This window comes from Pseudomonas sp. FP1762 (genome assembly GCF_030687105.1).
Taxonomy (GTDB): domain Bacteria; phylum Pseudomonadota; class Gammaproteobacteria; order Pseudomonadales; family Pseudomonadaceae; genus Aquipseudomonas; species Aquipseudomonas siliginis.
Genome location: NZ_CP117458.1, coordinates 5,409,908 through 5,435,964, shown reverse-complemented (window position 1 = coordinate 5,435,964; position 26,057 = coordinate 5,409,908). Strand labels below are relative to the sequence as shown.

Annotated in this window: 21 protein-coding genes; 10 read left to right on the top strand and 11 right to left on the bottom strand. The window is 61.3% G+C overall.

Annotation, left to right across the window (positions count from 1 at the left end; all coding sequences use genetic code 11):
• Positions 1-27 precede the first annotated feature (27 nt).
• The 5 genes from PSH90_RS24335 to PSH90_RS24315 all read right to left on the bottom strand — a co-directional run bounded on the left by PSH90_RS24335 (position 28) and on the right by PSH90_RS24315 (position 6,949).
• Complete coding sequence (locus tag PSH90_RS24335; protein WP_056786580.1) at positions 28-2,454, bottom strand: TonB-dependent siderophore receptor; 2,427 nt, start codon at positions 2,452-2,454, stop codon at positions 28-30.
• A gap of 204 nt (positions 2,455-2,658) precedes the next feature.
• Positions 2,659-3,633, bottom strand: coding sequence for a FecR domain-containing protein (locus PSH90_RS24330; RefSeq protein WP_305381650.1), 975 nt, complete (start codon positions 3,631-3,633; stop codon positions 2,659-2,661).
• On the bottom strand, positions 3,630-4,106 hold the full coding sequence (locus PSH90_RS24325; RefSeq protein WP_305383150.1) for an RNA polymerase sigma factor: 477 nt from the start codon (positions 4,104-4,106) through the stop codon (positions 3,630-3,632). The genes PSH90_RS24330 and PSH90_RS24325 overlap by 4 nt, the downstream gene beginning before the upstream one ends.
• A 204-nt stretch (positions 4,107-4,310) precedes the next feature.
• Positions 4,311-5,018: a PolC-type DNA polymerase III gene (locus tag PSH90_RS24320; RefSeq protein ID WP_305381649.1), complete on the bottom strand. Its 708-nt coding sequence runs from the start codon at positions 5,016-5,018 to the stop codon at positions 4,311-4,313.
• Entirely contained in the window at positions 5,015-6,949 is a 1,935-nt protein-coding gene (locus PSH90_RS24315) for a putative nucleotidyltransferase substrate binding domain-containing protein (RefSeq protein WP_305381648.1), read from the bottom strand. Before PSH90_RS24315 ends, PSH90_RS24320 begins: the two co-directional genes overlap by 4 nt.
• Positions 6,950-7,201: 252 nt before the next feature.
• On the opposite strand from PSH90_RS24315, the gene PSH90_RS24310 reads away from it, so the two are divergent.
• Complete coding sequence (locus tag PSH90_RS24310; RefSeq protein ID WP_095181391.1) at positions 7,202-7,648, top strand: response regulator; 447 nt, start codon at positions 7,202-7,204, stop codon at positions 7,646-7,648.
• Positions 7,649-7,911: 263 nt separating this feature from the next.
• On the opposite strand, the gene PSH90_RS24305 is transcribed toward PSH90_RS24310, so the two are convergent.
• Positions 7,912-10,089: a malate synthase G gene (locus PSH90_RS24305; RefSeq protein ID WP_305381646.1), complete on the bottom strand. Its 2,178-nt coding sequence runs from the start codon at positions 10,087-10,089 to the stop codon at positions 7,912-7,914.
• A 639-nt stretch (positions 10,090-10,728) separates the two neighbouring features.
• Between PSH90_RS24305 and PSH90_RS24300 the strand changes: the two genes are divergently transcribed.
• A complete protein-coding gene (locus PSH90_RS24300) occupies positions 10,729-11,247 on the top strand; it encodes a glycine cleavage system protein R (RefSeq protein ID WP_016772854.1) in 519 nt (172 codons plus the stop codon).
• Positions 11,248-11,470: 223 nt separating this feature from the next.
• Here PSH90_RS24300 and rarD read toward each other — a convergent pair whose 3' ends face one another.
• The 5 genes from rarD to PSH90_RS24275 form a co-directional block, all read right to left on the bottom strand.
• Positions 11,471-12,358 (bottom strand): EamA family transporter RarD, encoded by an 888-nt coding sequence (gene rarD / locus PSH90_RS24295; RefSeq protein ID WP_305381644.1) that lies wholly within the window; start codon positions 12,356-12,358, stop codon positions 11,471-11,473.
• 194 nt (positions 12,359-12,552) lie between these two features.
• Positions 12,553-13,527 carry a serine/threonine protein kinase gene (locus PSH90_RS24290; RefSeq protein WP_056786600.1) on the bottom strand — a complete coding sequence of 325 codons (975 nt, stop codon included), beginning with the start codon at positions 13,525-13,527 and terminating at the stop codon, positions 12,553-12,555.
• 165 nt (positions 13,528-13,692) lie between these two features.
• Positions 13,693-15,594 carry a PhoX family phosphatase gene (locus tag PSH90_RS24285; protein ID WP_150743554.1) on the bottom strand — a complete coding sequence of 634 codons (1,902 nt, stop codon included), beginning with the start codon at positions 15,592-15,594 and terminating at the stop codon, positions 13,693-13,695.
• Between the two features lie 70 nt (positions 15,595-15,664).
• A complete protein-coding gene (locus PSH90_RS24280; protein ID WP_150743553.1) occupies positions 15,665-16,429 on the bottom strand; it encodes a TOBE domain-containing protein in 765 nt (254 codons plus the stop codon).
• A gap of 186 nt (positions 16,430-16,615) precedes the next feature.
• Positions 16,616-17,350 carry a ComF family protein gene (locus tag PSH90_RS24275; protein ID WP_095181395.1) on the bottom strand — a complete coding sequence of 245 codons (735 nt, stop codon included), beginning with the start codon at positions 17,348-17,350 and terminating at the stop codon, positions 16,616-16,618.
• Positions 17,351-17,441: 91 nt separating this feature from the next.
• On the opposite strand from PSH90_RS24275, the gene bioB reads away from it, so the two are divergent.
• From bioB to PSH90_RS24235, 8 genes are all read left to right on the top strand, one after another.
• Positions 17,442-18,497, top strand: a complete 1,056-nt coding sequence (gene bioB / locus PSH90_RS24270; RefSeq protein ID WP_056786610.1) for a biotin synthase BioB — start codon at positions 17,442-17,444, stop codon at positions 18,495-18,497.
• Positions 18,498-18,656: 159 nt separating this feature from the next.
• Positions 18,657-19,835: an 8-amino-7-oxononanoate synthase gene (gene bioF, locus PSH90_RS24265; protein ID WP_150636819.1), complete on the top strand. Its 1,179-nt coding sequence runs from the start codon at positions 18,657-18,659 to the stop codon at positions 19,833-19,835.
• Positions 19,828-20,559, top strand: a complete 732-nt coding sequence (locus PSH90_RS24260; protein ID WP_305381643.1) for an alpha/beta fold hydrolase — start codon at positions 19,828-19,830, stop codon at positions 20,557-20,559. Before bioF ends, PSH90_RS24260 begins: the two co-directional genes overlap by 8 nt.
• Complete coding sequence (gene bioC / locus PSH90_RS24255) at positions 20,552-21,361, top strand: malonyl-ACP O-methyltransferase BioC (RefSeq protein ID WP_305381641.1); 810 nt, start codon at positions 20,552-20,554, stop codon at positions 21,359-21,361. Before PSH90_RS24260 ends, bioC begins: the two co-directional genes overlap by 8 nt.
• Positions 21,358-22,038: a dethiobiotin synthase gene (gene bioD, locus PSH90_RS24250; protein ID WP_252868392.1), complete on the top strand. Its 681-nt coding sequence runs from the start codon at positions 21,358-21,360 to the stop codon at positions 22,036-22,038. Before bioC ends, bioD begins: the two co-directional genes overlap by 4 nt.
• A 108-nt stretch (positions 22,039-22,146) precedes the next feature.
• A complete protein-coding gene (locus PSH90_RS24245) occupies positions 22,147-22,443 on the top strand; it encodes a hypothetical protein (RefSeq protein ID WP_016772865.1) in 297 nt (98 codons plus the stop codon).
• A 274-nt stretch (positions 22,444-22,717) separates the two neighbouring features.
• A complete protein-coding gene (locus tag PSH90_RS24240) occupies positions 22,718-24,523 on the top strand; it encodes a phenylacyl-CoA dehydrogenase (protein ID WP_024014564.1) in 1,806 nt (601 codons plus the stop codon).
• Between the two features lie 191 nt (positions 24,524-24,714).
• On the top strand, positions 24,715-26,004 hold the full coding sequence (locus tag PSH90_RS24235) for a GGDEF domain-containing protein (RefSeq protein ID WP_039757672.1): 1,290 nt from the start codon (positions 24,715-24,717) through the stop codon (positions 26,002-26,004).
• The last annotated feature ends 53 nt before the right edge of the window (positions 26,005-26,057 follow it).

Here is a 26,057-nt window from a genome sequence, read left to right as displayed (position 1 = left end):
GAACAGGGCCTGTTTCAGCTCACTGGCTTACCACTTGTAAGTGGCGCTGGCGACGACACTGCGCTGGTCGCCGTAGTAGCAGTAGAAGCTGTCGCAGGTGGAAATGTAGTCCTTGTCGAACAGGTTGGTCGCATTCACCGCCAGCGACGCACCTTTGAGGCTGTTGTCCAGACGGCCGAGATCATAATGCACGCTGGCGTCGAACACGGTGTAGGCGTCAGCCTTGCCCAGCCAGGTGTTGGCCTTGTCGCCGTAGGTGTTGCCGGTGTAGCGCACGCCGGCACCAATGCCGAAACCGTCGAGCACGCCGGCGTGCCAGGTGTAGTCGGTCCACAGCGAGGCTTGTTGGTTGGGCATCAGTTGCAGACGATTGCCCTTGTCGATGCCTTTCTGCACTTCGGACTTGGCCAGGGTGTAGGCGGCGATGACTTTGAGGTTGTCAGTCACATCCGACACGGCCTCGAGTTCCAAGCCTTTGACCTTCACTTCGCCGGTCTGGCTGGTCACCGAAACGTTGTTGACGAAGGTGTTCACCGCGACGTTCTTCTGGGTCAGGTCATACACGGCGGCGGTCAGCAGGGTCTTGCTGCCCGGCGGCTGGTATTTGATGCCCAGTTCCCACTGCTTGCCTTCGGTTGGCTTGAGCGAGCCGGTCGAGGTGGCATCGGCGCCCGTGGTCGGCTGGAACGATTCGGCGTAGGACAGGTACGGCACGAAGCCGTTATCGAAGACGTAACTGAGCGCCGCGTTGCCGCTGAATTTCTTGTCACGCTGGGTGTTGGTGGTGTCGCTCTGGTTGATGAATTGGGTGCTGGTGTGCACCCAGTCTTCACGGCCGCCGAGGGTCAGGCGCCACTGATCGAGGGCCATTTGGTCCTGCACGTAGAGGCCGGTCTGGTAGGTCTTCTGGTTGTAGTCGTAAAACGCGGTGGAGCGTGCTGGACGTACGATCGGCTGGCCGTAGATCGGGTTGTTGACGTTGGTTTGCAGACCATCGCCAAAGATCGAGGTGTAGTTGGTGTTGCTGCGCTGGTGATCCAGACCCAGCAGCAAGGTATGGCGAATCTCACCCGTGGCGAAGTCGGCCTGGAAGTTGTTGTCCACGGCAAACTGGCTGATGTCTTCGTCGACGCTGGTGCTGGTGCGGCCGACGTTGCCCTCTGCATCCACGGTGGTGAACGGGTAGGAACCGGGTGTCAGCGACTGGAACGACAGGTCCGACTTGGTGTAGCGCAGGTTCTGTTTGAACTGCCAGACATCGTTCAACCGATGTTCGAAGGCATAACCCAACGCGTAGTAGGTGCGGTCGTAGTATTCCCAATCCGGATCGCCGAGATTTTTGTGATGGGAAATATCACCGAGCGGCGATTTGATTTTGGTGCCCTGAATGGGCAGAAACTGGCTGGTGATGCCGGTGTCGTCGCGGGTGAACTGGCTCAGCAGAGTGAGTTTGGTGTCGTCATCGATGTTCCAGGTCAGGCTCGGCGCGATGTTGTAGCGCTTGTTGTCGACGTGATCGACCTGGGTGCCGCTGTCGCGCACCACGCCGCTGAGGCCATAGAGAAACTGCCCGGCCTCATCGATCTTGCCGGTGCTGGCGAAGTTGATCTGGCGGTGATTGTCGCTGCCGTATTGCAACTGGATTTCGCTGCTGGCTTCAGCGCTCGGGCGGCGGCTGACCATGTCGAGCAAACCGCCCGGCGGGGTCTGGCCGTACACCGACGAAGCCGGGCCACGCAGCAGGGCGAGGCGGTCGAGGTTCCAGGTTTCCTGTTTCGGGTTGGCGTACACGCCTTTGGGCAGCGGCAGGCCATCGAGGAACTGGGTCGGCTCGAAACCACGCACGCGCAGCCAGTCGGCGCGGGTGTCGCTGCCGTAGCTGCTGGCGGTGATGCCCGGCATGTAGCGCACAGCGTCATCGAGGCTGTGCACGCTGCGGTCGTCCATTTGCTGGCGGGTCGCCACCGAGATCGAACGCGGTGCTTCGACCAGCGCAGTGTCGGTCTTGGTGCCGGCGGCGGTGCGGGTCGCAGTGTAGCCTTCGACCGGGCCCCAGGCGCTTTCGAAGTTTTCCACACCGATGACCGAAGTTTCCGGCAGGGCCAGCGTGCCTTCCGGCACGGCCACCAGGGTGTAGGTGCCAGCGCTGCTCTGTTCCAGTTGCAGACCGGTGCCGCGCAAGGCCGCGCGCAGGGCTCCGGCGGCGTCGTACTGGCCGTTGACCGGGGCCGAGGTCTTGCCGGCGGCCAGCGCAGGATTGAGCGACAGAGCGAGGCCGCCCTGGCTGGCGATCTGGTTCAGGGTGGTCGACAGCGGCGCCGCCGGCAGGTTGTAGGCGCGCACGCTGGACGCTTGCTCAGCGGCGAGCAACGGGCTGCTGATCAGCGGCGTGCCGAAAGCGATGGCAAAAGCCAGCAGACTGGGGCGCAACAAGGTGTCTGGCGAACGGGACATACGGCGGCTCCTGAATGGAAATATTTCTCAATTGCCTGTGTGCCGGACGAGATTGGAAAAGTGATAGGGCTCGGTGGAAATTATTTTTTGCAGGAAATGGTTGTGCGGCTGATGGCGCCTTCGCGAGCAGGCTCGCTCCCACAGGTGATCGCATGCCAATGTGGGAGCGAGCCTGCTCGCGAAGGCGGTTTTCCTGCCGACGCATTACTCAGGCTTGATATCAGCCTTCGCCACGGTGACCCAATACGGCGTATGCCGCTCGATCTGCACCGGCAGAGTCGGCAGCAAAGCGCTCAGGGCCTTATCGGTGTCGTGCAACGGAAAGCTGCCGGTAATGCGCAGATCGGCCACTTCCGGCGCCACGCCCAGATGGCCACGACGATAGCGCCCCAGCTCGTGCACCAGATCGCCCAGCCGTGCGTTGTCCACCACCAGCATGCCGCGCGTCCAGGCATCGGCGCCGGGGGCGAGGGCGGCAATCGAGCCCAGCCCGTCACTGCGCAGCAACACCTGCTGGCCTTCGCGCAGAATCTGTTCTTGCGGGTTGGCCTGGGCATGGGCCGCGACCGCCGACTGCAACACGCTCAGGCGGGTGCCATCGTCCTCGCGCTTGACCAGAAACCGCGTGCCCAGCGCGCGCATGCTGCCTTCGCGGGTTTCGACGATAAACGGCCGCGCATCGCCATGCCCGGTCTCGACGAGGATTTCGCCTTCCTGCAACACGATCAAGCGGCGCTCGTCATCGAAATGGACGTCGACCGCGCTGTGGGTATTAAGGTTGAGCAGGGTGCCGTCGGACAGGCGCACGCTGCGCTGTTCACCGGTGGCGGTGCGCTGATCGGCGAGCCAGTAGTCCAGCGGCAGGTAGCGCTCACTGACAAACAGCCCCAGCCCGATAACCACCACGACACTGGCCAGCCCGCTGCCGAGTTTGCGCACGCGGCGGCGAATGCCTTCGCGCGATTGCAGCAACGCACTTCGGGCCGGGCCTTTGGCGACACTGAAGCGCTGATCGAGCATGCCCAACTGACGCCACGCGCGGGCGTGTTCCTCATGGGCCGCATGCCACTTGGCGAATTCCTCGCGCTCCAGCGCGGTGCTCGAATCGAGGGTCAATTGCCAGGCAATTGCCGCGTCCAGCACATGCGCCGGCACCGGGCGCGAACTGGCCGCCGTCATGTCGGCTCACCGTACAGGGCGATGTAGCACTGGCGCAGACCTTGCGCCAGATACTGCCGCACGCGCGGCACTGACACGCCGAGTCTGGCGGCGATTTCGCCGTGGCTGAGGCCGTCGAGGCGGTTATACAGGAAGGCCGCGCGCGCCTTGGTCGACAGCTTGCCGAGCAGCCGGTCGATGGCCTTTAGGTCGTCGAGGATCATTTGCTGTTCTTCCACCGACGGCTGTTCGTCTTCGGGGATCAGCATCAGTTCGGTGAGGTAGGCCTGTTCCAGCGCGGCGCGGCGGAAGTAGTCAAACAACAGGCCTTTGGCGATCGCCACCAGAAACGCCCGAGGTTCGCGCGGCGTCAGCAGTTCGTTGCGGTTGAGCAGGCGCACGAAGGTGTCCTGGCTCAGGTCCTCGGCACGCTGCGGACACGCCACATTGCGCCGCAACCACGCCAGCAGCCAACCGCGATGGTCGCGATACATCGCACCGACGAGCTCACTGTGGGGGTTGGGCACTGACGACACCGGACATCACCGATTGGGAAATGTTAACTAACGAGAATAGTTCGCGATTCTGGCAGAGGTGGGAATGGTTAGCAATTGGCCACTGGTCAGGTGATCTGAAGCAACGCGTTGCCTTGTGGGAGCGAGCCTGCTCGCGAAGGCGGCTGGGGAGGTGCCGAAAAGCTAGAAGGACGGCGCCTGCTGCCGCCGCTTCCACTGGCTCAACCGCTGCTGCAACTGCAACGGACTGTAAATCTGCTGCGCCCGAGCGCGGCTGAACAGAATCAATGCCAACTCCGCCGTGGCCAGCGCATCGGCACTGGCGTTATGCCGCTCGAACACTTCGAGCCGGAACCACTCGATCCACTCATCCAGCCCGGCCTCGCGAATCTGCGCCTGCGGACACAGAAACGGCGCGATATCTGCCACATCCAGAAACACATGCTGCAGCTTATGCCCCAGGTGTTCTTTCACTGCGCGCCCGAGCATGTGCTGATCGAACGGCGCATGAAACGCCAGCACCGGGCTGTCGCCGATGAACTCCAGCAACTCCAGCAACGCTTCCGCCGGGTCGCTGCCTGCGGCAATCGCATTCGGTCCCAAGCCATGAATCAGCACGCTGGGGCTGAGCTTCAATTCGCGACATTGCAGCGTGCGCTCGAACTGCTGACTGAAATCGATCGCGCCGTCCTCGATCACCACCGCGCCGATCGACAGGACCCGATCCTTGCTCATATTCAGGCCGGTGGTTTCCAGGTCCAGCACCACCCAGCGCTGCTCACGCAGGCTGCATTCGCTCAGCTCGGCAAGCGCCGGCAGATTCGCCAGCCGCTGCTGTAGATCCGCCGACACAACGGGACTTGACGGGCGCAGCCAGGAAAACAGGCTCATAGCTGATACCGCAAGCTCAGGCTGCTCTGCAGGCGTTGCGCCTGCCGCAGGGATTCACGCAGGATGCGCCGGTCAAGGTGATTGAGGCTGTCGGGATCGACGCGGTTGGAGTACGGCTGGTTCTCCCGGGTCTGGAGCTGATGCTGCTGCATGCGCGTTTGCTGAATGAAGTGATAGGCCTCTTCATACGCCGCGCCGTCGAGCGGCTCGATGACTTGTTTATCGACCAATTGGCGGAAGCGTTCGAGGGTGTTGTTGGCGTCGATGCCGTTGGCCAGCGCCAGCAAGCGGGCGCCGTCCACGAACGGCGTAAGACCCTGAATTTTCAGATCCAGCGTGGCCTTCTCGCCGTTCTTGCGTGCCAGCACGAACTCACGGAAGCGCCCAACGGGAGGGCGATTGCGCAGGGCATTTTCGGCGAGCATGCGCTGGAACAGACGGTTGTCAGCGACTTGATCGAGAATGCCCCGGCGCAATTGCTCGCAGCCTTGCTCATCGCCCCAGACCACGCGCAGGTCGAAATAAATGCTCGAACCCAGCAGGTTCTCTGGCGTGGCTTCGCGGATGAACGCCGCGAAGCGTCGCGCCCATTCGGCCCGCGACAGACACAGCTCGGGATTGCCGGCCATGATGTTGCCCTTGCACAGAGTGAAACCGCACTGCGCCAGGCTCTGGTTGATCTGCTGGGCGATCGGCAGCAGCTTGCCGCGTATCTCCGCTGCGTGCGCCGCATCGCGGGCATCGAACAGGATGCCGTTGTCCTGATCGGTGTGCAGCGTCTGCTCGCGCCGGCCCTCGCTGCCGAAACACAGCCAACTGAACGGCACACCCGGGTCGCCCTTTTCCGCGAGGGTCAGTTCGATGACCCGGCACACCGTGTGATCGTTGAGCAGGGTGATGATGTGGGTGATTTGCGTCGACGACGCGCCGTGGGCGAGCATGCGTTCGACCAGTTGGCCGATCTCGCCGCGCAAGGTCATCAGTTGCTCGATCCGTTGCGCGCTGCGGATGGTCCGGGCCAGGTGCACCAGATCGACCCGTTGCAGGGAGAACAGATCACGCTCGGATACCACGCCGCACAGGCGTTGATCCTTGACCAGACAGACGTGAGCGATGTGCCGCTCGGTCATGGCGATCGCCGCATCGAAGGCGCTGTGATCCGGCGACAGATAAAACGGTGATCGAGTCATGTGCTGTTCGATGGCGTCGCTGAAATCGCCGACACCTTCGGCGACCACATGGCGCAAATCGCGCAGGGTGAAAATCCCCAGCGGCGCCTTGTGCTCATCCACCGCGACGATGCTGCCGACCTGTTGCTCGTGCATCAGCTTCACCGCTTCACGCAGTGGTGTATCGGCGCTGCAAGTCACCGGATGGCGCATCGCAAGTTCACCGAGACGAGTGTTGAGCGAGTATTGGGTGCCGAGGGTTTCCACGGCTTTTTGCTGGACTTGCTGGTTGACCTGATCGAGCAGGCTGCTGACCCCGCGCAGGGCGAAGTCGCGGAAGGCGCTGGAAAGGGCGAACAGTTTGATGAACGCCAGCTTGTTCAGTTGCAGGCAGAAGGTGTCTTCGCCCGCCAGATGTTCGGTGCGTGTGGCGCGCTCACCGAGCAGCGCGGCCAGCGGAAAGCATTCGCCGGTGGTGATTTCGAAGGTGGTCTCTGTGCCGGGCTTGGTGATGTGCTGGCGTTCGCCGACCACCCGACCCTGTTTGACGATATAAAAGTGCTCCACCGGGCCGTCAGCCGGTTTGATGATGCTCTCGCTCTGGGCAAAAAAACGCAGCTGACATTGCTCCACCAGATAGGCGAGGTGGGCGTGTTCCATCTGATTGAAGGGCGGGAAGCGCTGGAGGAATTGCAGGGTGCCCTGAATGTTCTGCAACACTGCGGTTTTCCCTGCCTGGGTGAAGGCGTCCGCTTTGCTCATAACCATTACCGCAGTCTTTTTCGAATTGTTGTTGTCGGGTTGCCACCATGGTCGACCCCGGCGGGCAGGGTGCCCATTGGACGTAAGTCTAGGTTTTGCCACCATTGGCCGATTTTCGGAAATAACCTACGCAAAAGCTCGGAAAAGCTTGCGCTAGCCACTTGGAAAAAATTCCGACGAAGTGCACATTGAAGCGCTGTCCGGTGATGTCTGACGACTTGCCAGGGATTGTTTGAACATTTAGAGAGCGCCATGTCCGACCACGATATTTTGAGCGACGCCGAGCGAGAAGCGCTCAGCGCAGTGATGCTCGAACCTGATCTGCCGCCGCAGCGTGTCCTGATCGTCGACGACGACAAGGACGCCCGCGAGCTGTTGTCGGAGATACTCGCGCTAGACGGCATTCGCTGCATGACCGCAGCCAGCGGTGAAACCGCGCTGAAAATGCTTGAGGAAAAACCTTCGATCGGGCTGGTGATTACCGATCTGCGCATGGGCAATGTCGATGGCCTCGAGCTGATTCGCCTGGTGCGCGAATCGGAGCGGGCAGCGATGCCGATCATCATCGTCTCCGGCGATGCCGACGTGAAAGATGCGATCGAAGCGATGCACTTGAGCGTGGTGGATTTTCTGCTCAAGCCGATTGATACGGGGAAGTTGCTTGAGTTGGTGAAACACGAATTGGGCATCGAGCCCTAGAAGCCCCTCACCCTAACCCTCTCCCAGAGGGAGAGGGGACTGACCGCGGTGAATGTTGGAGGTACACCGACCTGAATTTCATGAGTCGAACTCAGGAATTGAAACTTCCCCAATCTGCTCCCTTTCCCCTCTACCCCTTGGGGGAGAGGGCTGGGGTGAGGGGGATGGATCTCAAGCCCACCACAACAATCCAATCCACCTCACAAACAAAAAGGCCCTGATCTCTCGATCAGGGCCTTTTTCACTTCCAGCGTCAGCGCAAATTACAGACCATTCGCGGCCTTGAACTCACGACGACGACGGTGCAGCACCGGCTCGGTGTAGCCGTTCGGCTGCCTGGTGCCTTCGATCACCAGTTCGACCGCCGCCTGGAAGGCGATGTTGCTGTCGAAGTCCGGTGCCAGTGGGCGATACAGCGGGTCGTTGGCGTTCTGACGGTCGACCACCGGCGCCATGCGCTTGAGGCTTTCCATCACTTGCTCTTGGCTGACGATACCGTGGCGCAGCCAGTTGGCGATGTGCTGGCTGGAGATCCGCAGCGTCGCACGGTCTTCCATCAGGCCAACGTCGTTGATATCCGGGACTTTGGAGCAACCGACACCCTGGTCGATCCAGCGCACCACGTAACCGAGAATGCCCTGGGCATTGTTGTCCAGTTCGTTCTTGATCTGCTCTGGCGTCCAGCTTGGGTTCACTGCCAGTGGAATGGTGAGGATGTCGTCCACCGAGGCGCGCGCACGTTTGGCCAGTTCGGCCTGACGCGCAAACACGTCAACCTTGTGGTAGTGCAGTGCGTGCAGCGCAGCGGCAGTCGGCGATGGCACCCAGGCAGTGTTGGCGCCGGCGAGTGGGTGAGCGATTTTCTGCTCGAGCATCGCTGCCATCAGATCAGGCATCGCCCACATGCCTTTACCGATTTGCGCACGACCTTGCAGGCCAGTGCTCAGACCGATATCGACGTTCCAGTTTTCGTAGGCGCCGATCCACTTCTCGGCCTTCATGTCAGCCTTGCGCACCACTGGGCCGGCCTCCATGGAAGTGTGAATTTCGTCGCCGGTACGGTCGAGGAAACCGGTGTTGATGAACACCACGCGCTCGCTGGCCGCCTTGATACAGGCCTTGAGGTTGACCGTGGTGCGGCGCTCCTCGTCCATGATCCCGACTTTCAGGGTGTTGCGCGGCAAGCGCAGGACATCTTCGATGCGCCCGAACAGCTCGTTGGTGAACGCCGCTTCTTCCGGGCCGTGCATCTTCGGTTTGACGATGTACACCGAACCGGTGCGGGTGTTGCGCCGCGAGGTGTTGCCGTTGAGGTTGTGCATTGCCGCCAGACAGGTCACCAGACCATCGAGAATACCTTCCGGTACTTCGTTGCCTTGGCTGTCGAGGATCGCATCGATGGTCATCAGATGGCCGACGTTGCGCACGAACAACAGCGAACGACCGTGCAGGGTCACTTCACCGCCGTTGGGCGCGGTGTAGGTGCGATCCGGGTTCATGGTGCGGGTGAAGGTCTGGCCGCCCTTGGACACGGATTCCGCGAGGTCGCCCTTCATCAGGCCGAGCCAGTTGCGGTAGATCACCACTTTGTCGTCGGCATCGACGGCGGCCACGGAGTCTTCGCAGTCCATGATCGTGGTCAGCGCCGCTTCCATGAGGATGTCTTTGACCCCGGCGGCATCGGTCTGGCCGACCGGAGTGCTGGCATCGATCTGGATTTCGAAGTGCAGGCCGTTGTGCTTGAGCAGAACGGCGATCGGCGCGTTGGCGTCACCCTGGAAACCGATCAACTGAGCGTCATCGCGCAGGCCGCTGTTGCTGCCGCCCTTGAGCGTCACGACCAGTTTGCCGTCAGCGATCTTGTAGCCGGTCGAATCGACGTGGGAGCCTGCGGCCAGTGGCGCGGCTTCGTCGAGGAAGGCGCGGGCGAAGGCGATGACTTTGTCGCCACGCACCTTGTTGTAGCCTTTGCCTTTTTCCGCGCCGCCGTCTTCGCTGATCGCGTCGGTGCCGTAGAGGGCGTCGTACAGCGAACCCCAGCGGGCGTTCGAGGCGTTGAGCGCGAAGCGCGCATTCATCACCGGCACGACCAGTTGCGGGCCGGCGGTGCGGGCGATTTCATCGTCGACGTTTTGCGTCGTCGCCTGGAAATCAGCCGCTTCTGGCAGCAGATAACCGATCTCTTGCAGGAAAGCTTTGTAGGCCACGGCGTCGTGCGCCTGGCCGGCATGCTGCTGATGCCAGGCATCGATGCGCGCCTGGAAGTCATCGCGTTTGGCGAGTAGGGCTTTGTTCTTCGGCGCCAGGTCATGAATGACCTTGTCGGCACCTTCCCAGAATTGTTCGGCGGTGAGGCCGGTACCGGGAATGGCTTCGTTGTTCACGAAGTCGAACAGGACTTTGGCGACCTGCAGGCCACCGACTTGAACGTGTTCAGTCATTGCTTGCCTCACTCTGCTCAGCTATTTCGCTTTTCAGCTCGTCAATTTAACAATGAAGCTTCCGGCCATTTAAACCACAAACCTGCGGACCAGTACATGCCATTGCTGGCGGCTGGGCTAGGACCAATCAACGGCTTGGAGGCCTTGCTGACGGGGCTTTCAGGGTTGCGAAGGGCCTTGGGCAGACATCGATCCAGCGTTATGTAGTGCGCGCTGCGGCATACTACATGATGAGTTGCGCTTGTGAAAATCAGACTAATTACGTCGTTCTGCGACCTCATGACGCATTGCGGTCACGTCGCGGAACCGGATGTTCTCAAAAAAGCATTGGATTGTTCCAGCTAAATATCGAAAGTTGTACACATAATTGCTGTTTGACTGCTATGGCGCAGTTTGGCGTCTCCCCCTTTGCGATGAGCGAATCTGTGGCGAGGGGATTTATCCCCGTTGGGTGGCGAAGCCGCCCCCTGCGGTCCGGCTGGCAGACCCAATTGGCCGGACTCACGACTGCTGCGCAGCCGGACGGGGATAAATCCCCTCGCCACAGGTCATCATCTGCCAGCACTGGGTCAGGCTGAATCAATCCGCTTGCCTATACTTGCCCTTCGATAACAAAAGTCATGACAAGAGGGCTGCGCCATGGACCATCTCGTACTCACCGTTTTCGCCCCGGACAAGCCCGGGCAGGTCGAGCGCATCGCCCAATGCATTGCCGAGCACGGCGGCAATTGGCTGGAAAGCCGCATGTCACGCATGGCCGGGCAGTTCGCCGGGATTCTGCGCGTGGGCGTGCCGGCGGAGGCTTACGACGAACTGGTCGATGCCCTGCAAGCGCTGTCGGCCCATGGCATTCGGGTATTGATTGCCGAAAGCGGAGTGGAGCAGTCCTGCACGTGGAAACCGATCGCCATGGAACTGGTCGGCAATGACCGGCCGGGTATCGTCCGCGATATCACTCGGCTGTTGAGCGAGCAGGGCGTAAACCTGGAGCGACTGGTAACTGAGGTGCGCCCGGCGCCGATGAGCAGCGAGCCGCTGTTTCACGCCGAGGCGATTCTCGCGGTACCACTGACGCTGTCGCTGGATGTGTTGCAGGCGCGCCTGGAAACCCTGGCCGATGATCTGATGGTCGAACTGGTGTTACGCACAGAGGTTTAAACGTTCACAGGGTTATTCAGGTTTAACGTGCACCTGCCTGTGGATAACCTGTAGAGACAGACCGCCACGCCACGCCGGCCGTGGCTTTGCGCAGGTTGATCAAAAAATCGCCAACATTCAGTGACTTGCGCACAAACGGCGGGGATCACGCTGTGGATAAGCTTGGGAAGGAACGATGCAGGCCACGAGAACCGTGGCCTGCGGAGCTTTGTGCGTTTTTTGATCAGGCCCGTCGGCGCAAACTTATCCACGCATCAACGCTGTAGACCGCCAGACCGGCCCAGATAAACATGAACGCGACCAGCGTGCTGGACGACAAATGCTCGCCAAACAGCAGCACGGCTTGCAGCAACACCAGCGTCGGCGCGATGTATTGCAGGAAGCCGATGGTGGTGTAGGGCAAGTGGCGGGTGGCGGCGTTGAAACACACCAATGGCACCAGCGTCACCGGGCCGGCAGCCACGAGCCACCAGGCTTCGGAGGTGGTCCAGAAGGCCGCCTGCACACTCGTGGCAGTCTGATTGAACAGCAACCATGCAATCGCGATCGGCACCAGCATCCAGGTTTCCACTACCAGCCCTGGTAGCGCTTTGACTGGCGCCTGCTTGCGGATCAGGCCGTAGAAACCGAAGGTCAGCGCCAGCGCCAGCGACACCCAAGGCAAGCTGCCGACCTGCCACACCTGCTGCGCCACGCCGATGGCAGCGAGACCGACCGCGACCCACTGCATGCGCCGCAGCCGTTCGCCAAGGATCACCATGCCCAACAGGACGTTGACCAGCGGATTGATGTAGTAACCCAGACTCGCCTCGAGCATGCGGCCGTTGTTCACCGACCAGACATAGGTCAGCCAGTTGGCCGCGATCAGCGTGCCGCTCAGGGCCAGAATCGCCAGGCGTTTTGGATTGTCGAGCAGCTCGCGCAGCCAGCCCGGGTGTTTCCATACCATCAGGAGCAACGCACCGAACAGCGCCGACCACAGCACCCGATGGATGATGATCTCGACGGCCGGGACTTCAGCGATGGCTTTGAAATAGATCGGGAACAGGCCCCAGATGATGTAGGCGCTCAGGCCCAGAATGTACCCGCGACGCGGGTTGGCGGCTTGCATGCAGAATCCTTGCTCAGGCAGCTGACAAAGGAGGGATTGTAAGGAGATTTGTCTGCAAGTGAGTTGTGAATTTGTGAACACCGGACAAATGTAGGAGTGAGCCTGCTCGCGATAGCGTCGGGTCAGCCAACATCAAAGTTGAATGTCCGTCCGCTATCGCGAGCAGGCTCGCTCCCACAGGGTTCAGGTTTGAATCAGAAAAGTTTCAGCGGCTCTTCATTCAGTGCCGCCAGCTGCTCACGCAACGCCAGCACCTGATCGCCCCAGTACCGTTCCGTGCCGAACCACGGAAAGCTGTGCGGGAACGCCGGGTCGTCCCAACGCCGCGCCAGCCAGGCGCTGTAGTGCATCAGGCGCAGGGCGCGCAACGGTTCGATCAGTGCCAGTTCGCGCGGGTCGAAATCATGGAATTCGTTGTAGCCGTCCATCAATTCCGATAGCTGCCCGAGACATTCCTGGCGATCGCCGGCGAGCATCATCCAGATGTCCTGCACCGCCGGGCCCATGCGGCAGTCGTCGAGGTCGACGATGTGGAACATCTCGTCGCGGCACATCATGTTGCCGGGGTGGCAGTCACCGTGCATGCGGATGTTCTGGTGCGGCGTAGCGGCGTAGACATCTTCGACGCGTTTGAGCAGGTCGCGGGCAACCGACTCGTACGCCGGCAGCAGGCTCTTGGGAATGAAATTGCCCTCAAGCAGGGTGTTCAGCGAGGCATGGCCGAAGTTTTGCACCGCGAGGGCTTCGCGGTGCTTGAACGGCTTGGTACCGCCCACCGCATGCATGCGCCCGAGCAACTGGCCGAGGCGATACAGCTGATCAAGGTTGCCCGGCTCCGGCGCGCGGCCCCCACGGCGCGGGAACAGGGTGAAGCGGAAACCGGCGTGCTCATGCAGGGTTTCACCGTTATGGATCAGCGGCGCTACCACCGGAATGTCGATGTCGGCCAGTTCGAAAGTGAACTGGTGCTCTTCGAGGATGGCCTCGTTGGTCCAGCGCTGCGGACGATAGAACTTGGCAATCAGCGGCTCGGAGTCTTCGATACCGACCTGATACACACGGTTTTCGTAGCTGTTGAGCGCCAGAATGCGCGCGTCGCTGAGGAAACCGATGCTTTCAACGGCATCCAGGACGAGATCGGGGGTGAGGGTTTCAAACGGGTGGGCCATGCTGACTCCTGCGCGCAGCAGGCTGCTGCGTCCGGCTCGGCATGGTAGCGCAGATGGCGGCGGCGGAGGTGGTTGGTGTCATTGCTGATGCCATCGCTGGCAAGCCGGCTCCCACAGGTTTTGCGCAAGACCTGTGGGAGCTGGCTTGCCAGCGATGAGGGTTTATCAGGCGCCGACGATCCCACCATCCTCGCGCGTAATAGCCATCACCGAAGACCTTGGCTTGCCATTGGGCAGATGCTCGGGGAAGGTCGAACCGCCGTTCTCGCCTGGATGCTGAATCCCGACAAACAGGGTTTTCTGATCCGGCGAGAAGCTGATCCCGGTCACTTCACAACCCACCGGCCCGACCATGAAACGGCGAATCTCACCGGTCGCAGGATCGGCGCAGAGCATCTGGTTGTTGCCCATGCCGGCGAAGTCGCCAGCGTTGCTCGAGTCGCCGTCGGTGAGAATCCACAGGCGTCCGGCCTTGTCGAAACCCAGACCGTCGGGGCTGTTGAACATGTTCTGCGGGGTGATGTTCGATGAGCCACCCTTCGGCGTCCCGGCATGCACGCCCGGGTTGCCGGCGACCACAAACAGATCCCAGGCAAATGTCTTCGAGGCATGGTCATCGCGGTCGGTGCGCCAGCGCAGAATTTGCCCATAGACGTTCTTCTCGCGCGGGTTCGGCCCGCCCACCGGTTGACCGTCTTCGCCACGTTTGGCGTTGTTGGTCAGGGTGCAATAAACCTGGCCGTCCTTGGGGCTGACGACGATCCACTCCGGGCGGTCCATGCGTGTTGCGCCGACGACGCTGGCGGCAAGGCGCGCGTGAATCAGCACTTCCGCCTGATCGGCAAATCCGCTGCTGGCGTCGATGCCGTTCTTGCCGTGGGTCAGTTCGATCCACTGGCCCCGGCCTTTCGGGTGATCAGGGTTGCCGTCGCCGGCATCGAATTTGGCCACATACAACGTGCCGTGATCGAGGATGTCGCGGTTGGCCTTCTGATTGCGATGGTTGATGCGATCGCGGCTGACGAATTTGTAGATGAACTCGCCACGTTCGTCGTCGCCCATGTACACCACAGCGCGACCATCGTCGGTCTCGGCGAGTGCGGCGTTTTCATGCTTGAAGCGGCCCAGCGCGGTGCGTTTGACCGGAGTCGATTGCGGATCGAATGGGTCGATCTCGACCACCCAGCCGTGACGGTTGAGCTCGTTGGGGTTCTTGGCCATGTCGAAGCGCGGGTCGTGCGGGTGCCAGTTGATGTCTTTGCTGCTGGCGACAACGCCGTAGCGCTTTTGCGCGGCATCGAACTGCTGCTGGGCGTTGCTGCTGCCGAAGCAGTCGGTGAAGTTTTCTTCGCAGGTCAGGTAGGTACCCCACGGCGTCTTGCCGTTGGCGCAGTTCTGGAACGTGCCGAGGACTTTCTTGCCGTGCTTGTCGGCGGCGGTTTTCATCAAGTCGTGGCCGCGGGCCGGACCGCTGATGCGCAGCGGCGAGTTGCCGTGGATGCGGCGGTTGTAGCGCGAGCCTTGGACGAATTGCCACTGGCCGTTCTTGCGCTGCACTTCGATCACCGACACGCCTTCGCAGGCCAATGCCTTGCGCACATCCTCAGCTGACTGCGGCATGCCGCCATGCGGATATAGATAGCGATAGTTGGTGTATTCGTTGTTGATTGCCATCAGCGCGCGGTTCTTGTCGTCCGGGAAGGCGAACAGGCTCATGCCGTCGTTGTTGTCGCCGAACTGCACTTCCTGTGCAGCAGCGGTGCCGTTACCGCTCGGGTCGAAGGCTGGGCCGTTCTTGTGCAGCGGCTGGCCCCAACTGATCAGCACCGAAGACTTGTAGCCCTTGGGCAGACTGATGGCGTCGGTGGTCGCCGCCGGAATGCTCTCGAAACCGAGCAGGCGGCTGTTGCTGGCGCTGACGCTGGCGGCCATGACGCTGCGGCTCAACAGGTTGCCGCCAAGGAACATCGCCGCGCCGCACAAGGCACCGGCGCTGATGAAACCGCGACGGCTGAGGCCGACCATTTTTTCCAGATCAGTGGATTGGTTTTCTTCTAATAGGCTCACATCAGGCTCCCTGCTTGGTTATGGGCAACACCTTAATGCGGGTCGATGACGCTTTTGTGGCAAGGGCTAATCAGAGCGGGGTGCCGATCAGCACGTTAGATGGTGCGCATTGCACCTGCACCGGATTGCCGACCTCCAGCCTGTGGCTGCGCAAGTGCAGCGGTTCGGCCAAGGCGCAAAGTGTCTGGCCGTTGGGCAGGGAAATGCGCACCTCGCTGGGACCGTCCTCGGCATCGAGGATGGCTTCGATGGTGCCGCGCAGGACATTGTGTCCGGGCGTGGCCGGCTGATCGGCGCCGAGCAACTCAAGCCAGCCAGCCTTGATCAGCGCCATCACTTCGGTACCGACCTGCAATTCCAGATGCACGGTGCTGTCGTGGGTGATCTGCGCCTCCAGAGCAATGCCTTCGGCCAGTTCAAGGCGGATCAAGTCATTGCGACCCTGCGCCTGAATCGCTGCCACCGTGCCATGTAGCTGATTGCGCGCACTGGTCCTGAGCATCAGCCGCCCGAGCAGGTCGAGATCACTGGCGTCTTCCGCCGCTTCCAGCACCTGTGCCTGCAACGCCTGCAATTTCTGATACAGGCGCAGCACTCGCTCGCCCTCGCTGGACAATCTGGCGCCACCGCCACCCTTGCCGCCCACCACGCGCTCGACCAAGGGTTTCTGCGCCAGGTTGTTCAGCTCATCGATTGCATCCCACGCCGCCTTGTAACTGAGCCCCGCGCTCTTCGCCGCACGGGTGATCGAGCCTTGCTCGGCGATGTGTTGCAGCAGGGCAATGCGCTGCGGGCGGCGGACGATGTGCTGGGACAGCAGGGTGGGCAGGGACATGGCAGAACGCTTCTGGCTCGGGCGATGAGAGGGACGTTGGCCACTTGCAACGCATGAGTCAAGCCTGACGCAAAGCCCCCTGTGGGAGCGAGCCTGCTCGCGAAAGCGGTTTGACCAACAACAGCTTTGTTGAATGTGATGCCCATTCGCGAGCAGGCTCGCTCCCACACGATATCTGTATTCGCTTCAGGTACCGGGCTTCGGCGTACGGGCCAGGCAATACACATCAACCCGCGCCGCACCTGCATTCATCAGCAACCGCGCCAATGCCTGAGCGGTTGCTCCAGTAGTCAGGACGTCGTCCACCAGCGCGAAATGGCGGCCACTGACCTGCGCATCAGGCACCAGCGCAAAGGCATTGCGCAAATTGCGTTTGCGCGCCTTGGCATCGAGATCCTGTTGGGCGTCGGTGTCCATGACTCGCCGCAGCAGCTGTTCTTCGCACGGCAAGTCCAGCGAAACACTCAACCAGCGCGCGAGCATCGCCGCTTGATTGAATCCTCGCCGACGCAGGCGTTTATTCGCCAACGGCACCGGTAGCAGTACATCGGGGCGCGGCAAGTCCTCGGCGAAGCGATGCTGCAGGTATTGGCCGAGAACGTCGGCGAGCAGGTGACCAAACGGCCATTTCGCGTTGTGTTTAAAGCGTGTAATCAGACTGTCCACGGGGAAGCCATAAACCCAGGGCACGGCGACCTGCTCGAAGGCCGGAGGCTCTAGCAGGCACTCGCCGCAAGTCAGGCCATCCGCCGCCAGCGGCAAAGCGCAGGTCTGGCAGTGACTGCCGAGCCAGGGCAGCTCGGTTTCACAGGCCTCGCACATTGGCATTTGTGCTTCTGCGGGCTCATCGCACAGCAAACAGGTCTGTACGTTTTTTAAACAGATGTAAACCTGTCCCTTGTATTGCGGTTGACAGCGCATCGCTCTTCCTTAAATATGCCAAACATCCGTGTAGCGCCTGTGGGTATTCCGTTTCCCCCGGCGCCAGCCAAGCATAACCAAGGAATTGCCCATGAGCGCGAGCACCACCGCCACCCTGCGTCACGATTGGTCTCTGGCCGAAGTCAAAGCACTCTTCGTACAGCCATTCAACGACTTGCTGTTCCAGGCGCAAACGGTGCACCGCGCACATTTCAACGCCAACCGCGTGCAGGTCTCGACACTGCTGTCGATCAAGACCGGTGCCTGCCCGGAAGACTGCAAGTACTGCCCGCAGTCCGGGCACTACAACACCGGGCTGGAAAAAGAAAAACTGATGGAAGTGCAGAAGGTCCTCGAAGAGGCGGCCCGCGCGAAAGCCATTGGTTCGACGCGGTTCTGCATGGGCGCAGCGTGGAAACATCCGTCGGCCAAAGACATGCCGTATGTGTTGAAGATGGTTGAAGGAGTAAAAGCCCTCGGCCTGGAAACCTGCATGACCCTCGGACGTCTCGATCAGGAGCAGACCGAAGCGCTGGCCAAGGCCGGTCTCGATTACTACAACCACAACCTCGACACCTCGCCGGAGTTCTACGGCAGCATCATCACCACCCGTACTTACAGCGAACGTCTGCAGACGCTGGCCTATGTACGCGAGTCGGGAATGAAAATCTGCTCCGGCGGCATTCTCGGCATGGGCGAATCGCTGGACGATCGCGCCAATCTGCTGATCCAGTTGGCCAACCTGCCGGAGCACCCGGAATCGGTGCCAATCAACATGCTGGTGAAAGTCGCCGGCACGCCGCTGGAAAACGCCGAAGACATCGACCCGTTCGACTTCATCCGCATGCTCGCCGTCGCGCGCATCCTCATGCCGCAATCCCACGTGCGCCTGTCCGCCGGTCGCGAAGCGATGAACGAGCAGATGCAGGCCCTGGCATTTTTCGCTGGCGCCAACTCGATTTTCTACGGCGACAAATTGCTCACCACCGCCAACCCGCAGGCGGACAAGGACATGCAGCTGTTCGCGCGCCTCGGTATCCAGCCGGAGGCTCGCGAAGAGCACGCGGATGAAGTGCACCAAGCGGCGATCGAGCAGGCGCTGGTGGAGCAGAAGAGCAGCGAGCAGTTCTATAACGCTGCCATCTAAAAGCTGCACGGATTGCGCTGAAGGAATGCAAAACCCCTGTGGGAGCGAGCCTGCTCGCGAAAGCGGTTTGGCCGCGAATATCCATGTTGGATGTGACGCCCATTCGCGAGCAGGCTCGCTCCCACAGGGGATCTGTGTCATTTGAAAATCGAGGCCTGCATGTCATTCGATCTCGCCGCACGCCTTGCTGCCCGTCGTGCCGACAACCTTTATCGCCACCGCCCGCTGCTCGAATCGCCGCAAGGGCCGGAAGTGGTGGTGGACGGCCTGCCGCTGCTCGCTTTCTGTAACAACGACTATCTGGGCCTGGCCAATCATCCGCAGGTGATCGAAGCCTGGCGCGCCGGTGCCGAGCGCTGGGGTGTCGGCGGTGGCGCGTCCCATCTGGTGATCGGCCACAGCAGCCCGCATCACGCGCTGGAAGAAGCGCTCGCCGATCTGACCGGGCGCCCACGTGCACTGCTGTTCACCACCGGCTACATGGCCAACCTCGGCGCGGTCACCGCGCTGGTCGGGCAGGGCGATACGGTGCTCGAAGACCGGCTCAATCACGCTTCGTTGCTGGACGCGGGCCTGTTGTCCGGCGCGCGTTTCAATCGCTATCTGCACAACGACGCCGAAAGCCTGGGCAAACGCCTGGAGAAAGCCACCGGCAACACGCTGGTGGTCACCGACGGTGTGTTCAGCATGGACGGTGACATCGCCGACCTGCCGGCGCTGGCCCGCGCGGCCAAGGCCAAAGGCGCGTGGCTCATGGTCGACGATGCGCATGGCTTCGGCCCGCTGGGCGCCAACGGCGGCGGTATTGTCGAGCATTTCGGCTTGAGTCAGGACGATGTGCCGGTGCTGGTCGGCACCCTCGGCAAAGCCTTCGGCACCGCCGGGGCCTTTGTCGCTGGCAGCGAAGAGTTGATCGAAAGCCTGATCCAGTTCGCCCGCCCGTACATCTACACCACCAGCCAACCGCCGGCGCTGGCCTGCGCGACGCTGAAAAGCCTCGAGCTGTTGCGCAGTGAACACTGGCGCCGTGAGCATTTGCAGACACTGGTCCGCCAGTTCCGCCACGGCGCCGAGCAGATCGGGCTGGAGCTGATGGACAGCTTCACGCCGATCCAGCCGATCATGATCGGCGATGCCGGACGCGCGGTGCGACTGTCACAAATGCTCCGCGAGCGCGGCTTGATGGTGACCGCAATTCGCCCACCGACCGTGCCGGCCGGCAGCGCGCGGTTGCGCGTCACTCTGACCGCCGCCCACAGCGAGGCACAGGTGCAACAGTTGCTGGAAGGGTTGGCAGATTGCTTCGCCCGATTGTCGTTGGAGCCAAGCCATGCGTAATCGTCTGATCCTGCTGCCCGGCTGGGGCCTCGGCGTGTCGCCGCTGGAACCGCTGGCCGCAGCATTGCGCGGCCTCGACGAACATCTGCAAGTCGAGATCGAACCGCTGCCGGAGCTGGACTCCGCTGACCTTGAAGACTGGCTCGACGAACTCGATGCGCGCATTCCGCAGGAAGTCTGGCTTGGTGGCTGGTCGCTGGGCGGCATGCTCGCCAGCGAACTGGCGGCACGACGCGGCGAGGCGTGCTGCGGGCTGCTGACGCTGGCGAGCAACCCTGCGTTTGTCGCCCATGAGCAGTGGCCGAGCGCGATGCCTGGCGAGACCTTCGATGCGTTTCTTGCCGGTTGTCAGGCCGACCCGCGTACCACGCTCAAGCGCTTCTCTCTTTTATGTGCGCAAGGTTCGCCAGATCCGCGTGGCTTGTCGCGCTTGCTGCTCGCTGGCGCGCCGGCAACCGCGCCGGCCGCGCTGATGGCAGGTCTGGAGCTACTCGCGCAGCTGGACACACGCCAGGCGTTGCAGGCGTTTCGCGGGCCGCAGTTTCATCTGTTCGGCGGGCAGGACGCGCTGGTTCCGGCGGAAGCGGCCGGCGCATTGTTCGCGCTTTTGCCGGATATCGAAATTGGTCTGATCGAACAGGCCAGCCATGCTTTCCTGCTGGAAGACCCGCATGGAGTCGCGGGCGCGATCCAGGCTTTTCTACATGAGTGCGCTGATGACTGATCTGTCCCTTGTGCTGCCTGAGGGCTTGCCCGACAAGCGCCAGGTGGCGGCGTCTTTTTCCCGCGCTGCGGCCAGTTACGACAGTGTCGCGGAGTTTCAGCGTGACGTCGGCACACAGTTGCTCGGGCGCTTGCCAGCGAGTTTCACGCCGTCGCGTTGGCTTGATCTCGGTTGCGGCACCGGCTATTTCACTCGTGCGCTGGCCTCGCGTTTCACCCAGGGCAGCGGTGTCGCGCTGGACATTGCCGAGGGCATGCTCAATCACGCACGGCCGTTGGGTGGCGCTGAGCATTTCATTGCTGGCGATGCCGAACGGCTGCCGTTGCAGGATGCGAGCGTCGATCTGATTTTCTCCAGCCTTGCAGTGCAGTGGTGCGCCGACTTCGAGGCGGTGCTCAGCGAAGCCTTGCGCGTGCTTAAACCGGGGGGGATTTTTGCGTTTGCTAGTCTTTGTACAGGGACGCTGTTCGAGTTGCGTGAGAGTTGGCAGCAGATCGACGGGCTGGTGCACGTCAATCGCTTCCGCGCCTTCGCCCGCTATGAGCAGTTATGTGCCGGCAGTGGCATGCGCATTTTGGCGCTGCAGAATCAGCCGCACGTGTTGCATTACCCGGATGTGCGCAGCCTGACTCATGAGTTGAAAGCGCTGGGCGCACACAATCTGAATCCCGGCCGGCCGGGCGGTTTGACCGGACGGGCGCGGATTCTCGGGCTGATCGACGCGTACGAGCGGTTCCGTCAGGCGTCGGGGCTGCCGGCAACGTATCAGGTGGTATACGCCGTGTTGGAGAAACCTCTATGAGCGCAGCCTATTTCGTCACCGGTACCGACACCGATGTCGGCAAAACCACCGTTGCTGCCGGATTGCTCCATGCGGCGCGGTCGGCAGGCTTGAGCACGGCGGCGGGCAAACCGGTGGCATCGGGTTGCGACGTCACGCCCAAAGGCTTGCGTAATTCCGATGCCTTGGCGCTGTTGGCCGAATGTTCGTTGCCGCTGACTTATCAACAGGTCAACCCGGTGGCGTTCGAGCCAGCGATCGCTCCGCATCTGGCGGCGCGCGAAGCAGGAGTGGCGCTGACGGTGCAATCGCTGCTGGCGCCGATGCGCGGGATTCTGGCGATGAACGCCGATTTCACCCTGATCGAAGGCGCGGGCGGCTGGCGTGTGCCGTTGGCCGATCAGGACAATCTCTCGGACCTGGCGATTGCGCTGAAGCTGCCGGTGATTCTGGTGGTGGGCGTGAGGCTGGGGTGCATCAGTCATGCGTTGCTGACCGCCGAGGCGATTACCCGCGATGGTCTGCAATTGGCGGGGTGGGTGGCGAATATCATCGATCCGAAAACTTCGCGGCTGGAGGAAAACCTCGCGACCCTGGCCGAGCGCATCCCCGCGCCGTGCCTAGGCCGGGTGCCGAAACTCAAGGCGTTGAGCGCCGAAGCGGTCGCCGAGCATTTGCAACTGGATTTGCTCGACTAAGCTTTTGCCTATGAGCAGGCACTGTGCCATTAGTGTTTTTGACGGGCGTTTTGCCGGCGCGTCTGCTTCAATGGCGAGCATTGATCCTTTGCAAGGATGAGAGCGACTATGGAAATCTCAGGTAACACAGCTTTTTATGCGGGGCTGAGCTCGATTCAGTCCGGGCAGAACCGCGTCGATCAGGCCGCCAGCCAGATCGCCAACAACACTATCGAACGTTCGGTGACCAGCCAGTCGTCCGAAGTGCAGGTCAATCGCCTGCGCGGTGTGGATCGCGCACAAGAATCGGATCTGGCGAGCAATATCGTCGAGCTGTCGCAGGGCAAGATCCAGGCAGAGTTGGGTGTGAAGGTGGCCAAGGCATCCGACGAAGTGCTCGGGACGATCATCGATACCTTCGCCTGATCGAATTTGTTGTAGACCCCGAAACGCCGCGCCCTGTCGCGGCGTTTTTCGTTTAAGTCCTTCTTGCTCAACTAATCTTTTTACAACGCCCGTGGCTTATATCAAGTCGCGGCGATTTGTCGTCTCCGGCATTTGGAGAGCGTGATGACGAACGGCAAAAGATCGATGCTTGACAAGATTTCGGCGTAAACGTATGTTTCAAACAACTGTTTGACCGTCACAACAATTCAACACGGTCGTTCATTCCCGGTTACATCAGCAGAGGTTTATCGCTATGCCTGACTACAAGGCCCCCTTGCGTGATATTCGCTTCGTTCGTGACGAACTGCTCGGCTACGAAGCGCACTATCAGAGCCTGCCAGCGTGCGCAGACGCCACGCCGGACATGGTTGACGCCATCCTCGAGGAAGGCGCCAAGTTTTGTGAGCAGGTACTGGCGCCGCTGAACCGCGTGGGCGACATCGAAGGCTGCACCTGGAGCGAGTCCGGCGTGAAAACCCCGACTGGCTTCAAAGAGGCGTACAAGCAATTCGTCGAAGGCGGCTGGCCAAGCCTGGCGCACGACGTCGAGCACGGCGGTCAGGGTCTGCCTGAGTCGCTGGGCCTGGCAGTGAGCGAAATGGTTGGCGAAGCCAACTGGTCGTGGGGCATGTACCCAGGTCTGTCGCACGGTGCGATGAACACCATCTCCGAGCACGGCACCCCAGAGCAGCAGGAAGCCTATCTGACCAAACTGGTCTCCGGCGAATGGACCGGCACCATGTGCCTGACCGAACCGCACTGCGGCACCGACCTGGGCATGCTGCGCACCAAGGCCGAGCCTCAGGCCGACGGTTCCTACAAAGTTTCCGGCACCAAGATCTTCATCTCGGCCGGTGAACACGACATGGCCGACAACATCGTCCACATCGTACTGGCGCGTCTGCCGGATGCTCCGGCTGGCACCAAAGGCATCTCGCTGTTCATCGTTCCAAAGTTCCTGCCAAACGCCGATGGCACCATTGGCGCGCGCAACGCAGTGAGCTGCGGTTCGCTGGAACACAAGATGGGCATCCACGGCAACGCCACCTGCGTGATGAACTTCGATGGCGCCACTGGTTACCTGATCGGCCCGGCGAACAAAGGTCTGAACTGCATGTTCACCTTTATGAACACCGCTCGCCTCGGTACCGCACTGCAAGGTCTGGCTCACGCCGAAATCGGCTTCCAGGGCGGTCTGAAATACGCTCGTGATCGCCTGCAAATGCGCTCGCTGACTGGCCCGAAAGCGCCGGACAAAGCCGCTGACCCGATCATCGTCCACCCGGACGTGCGCCGTATGCTGTTGACCATGAAGGCGTTCGCCGAAGGCAACCGCGCGATGGTCTACTTCACTGCGAAGCAGGTCGACATCGTCAAATACGGCGTTGATGAAGAAGAGAAGAAGAAGGCCGACGCACTGCTGGCGTTCATGACCCCGATCGCCAAAGCGTTCATGACCGAAGTCGGTTTCGAAGCCGCCAACCACGGCGTGCAGATCTACGGCGGCCACGGCTTCATCGCCGAGTGGGGCATGGAGCAGAACGTTCGCGACAGCCGCATTTCGATGCTGTACGAAGGCACCACCGGCATCCAGGCCCTCGACCTGCTCGGCCGCAAAGTGCTGATGACTCAAGGCGAGGCTCTGAAAGGCTTCACCAAGATCGTCCACAAGTTCTGCCAGACCAACGAAGGCAACGAAGCCGTCCAGGAATTCGTCGCGCCGCTGGCTGCACTGAACAAGGAGTGGGGCGAGCTGACCATGAAGGTCGGTATGGCTGCCATGAAAGATCGCGAAGAAGTCGGCGCGGCCTCCGTGGATTACCTGATGTACTCCGGTTATGCCTGCCTGGCCTACTTCTGGGCAGACATGGCACGTCTGGCTGCGGAAAAACTGGCTGCCGGCACCAGCGACGAGGCGTTCTACACCGCCAAGCTGCAAACCGCGCGCTTCTACTTCCAGCGCATCCTGCCGCGTACCCGTACGCACGTGGCCACTATGCTGTCGGGTGCTGGCAACCTGATGGACATGAAAGAAGAAGACTTCGCGCTGGGCTACTAAGCCTTAACGCAGTCTGACGAAAACCGCTGCTCCCGTTAGGGGGCAGCGGTTTTTTTGTTTGTGAATCGCTCAGATAGTCGAGCTTCCGGCCGTTACAGAGACCGTGTGTGATCTGGATCACATTGTATGGGCTTGGCCGCACTTTGCAGGCACAATGCCATCTCTTTGCTATGACGGGTCGGAGCTTACCCTTGCCGCGTTCTTCCGCTGTACGTTTCAGCCATTTCCTGCCATCACTGCTGTTATTGCTTGCGGGGCTGGCGGCTGCGTACGTCAAAGACCTCAGCGTATTCTTCACGTCGCTGTTCAACGTCCTGCCGACATTGGTTCTGCTCCTCGGTGGCGCGTATTGCGCGGTGTATCGACGTCAGCGCGAACTGTTTCTGATGCTCACGGTGTACATCGCCTACTTTCTGCTGGACACCCAGACAGATTTCTACCGCGACAACGGCAAGGTCCGCGAAGACGCTGCGGTGGTGTTTCATCTGGTCTGCCTGTTGTTGCCGCTGTTGTTCGGGCTGTTCGCGGCGTGGCAGGAGCGAACCCATCTGTTTCAGGACATGGTCGCGCGCTTTGCCGTGCTACTGGCATTTGGCAGCGTGGCGCTGGGACTGGAGCAAAGTTACCCACAGGCACTGCTGCTGTGGTTGTCGGAGATCCGCTGGCCGGCGCTGCATGGGGCATGGATGAGTCTCATCCAGTTGTCCTATCCGGTGTTCATCTCGGCCTTCCTGCTTCTGGCCTGGCAATACTGGCGCAACCCGCGCCCGTTGCACGCGGCGCAACTGGTTGGCTTGCTCGGTGTGTTCTGGATGCTGCCGAAGACCTTCATTCTGCCGTTCACCCTGAACATCATGTGCAGCCAGGTGATGCTGATGATCGCCGCCGCCGTTGCGCATGAGGCCTATCAAATGGCCTTCCGCGACGAGCTCACCGGCCTGCCGGGACGACGTGCGCTCAACGAACGTATGCAGCGCCTGGGGCGCAACTATGTGCTGGCGATGAGCGACGTCGATCACTTCAAGAAATTCAACGACACCCATGGCCACGATGTCGGTGACCAGGTGCTGCGCCTGGTCGCCAGCAAACTGTCGAAAATCAGCGGTGGCGGTAGGGCGTATCGCTACGGCGGTGAGGAATTTGCCTTGGTGTTCGCAGGCAAGACCCTTGAGGAGTGCATGCCGCACCTGGAAGTGATCCGTGAATCGATTGCGTCTTACAGCATTCAGTTACGCAACCAGGAAAACCGCCCGCAGGATGATCAGCAAGGTCGCCAGCGCCGTAGCGGTTCCGGGGCTTCGGCGGTGTCGGTGACGGTGAGTATCGGCGTCGCCGAACGTGTCGAGCAGCGCACCCCTGAAGAAGTGCTCAAGTCCGCCGACCAGGCGTTGTACAGCGCCAAGGGCGCCGGGCGTAACTGTGTCATGGCGTTCGGGCAGAACCGCCGTGGCGCGGTGCGCATGGACGCTGCTGCGGGTTGAGTGATGACGGCGCATTCAGCGCCTGCACGATGATTGCCGCGCGTGGTGGCCAG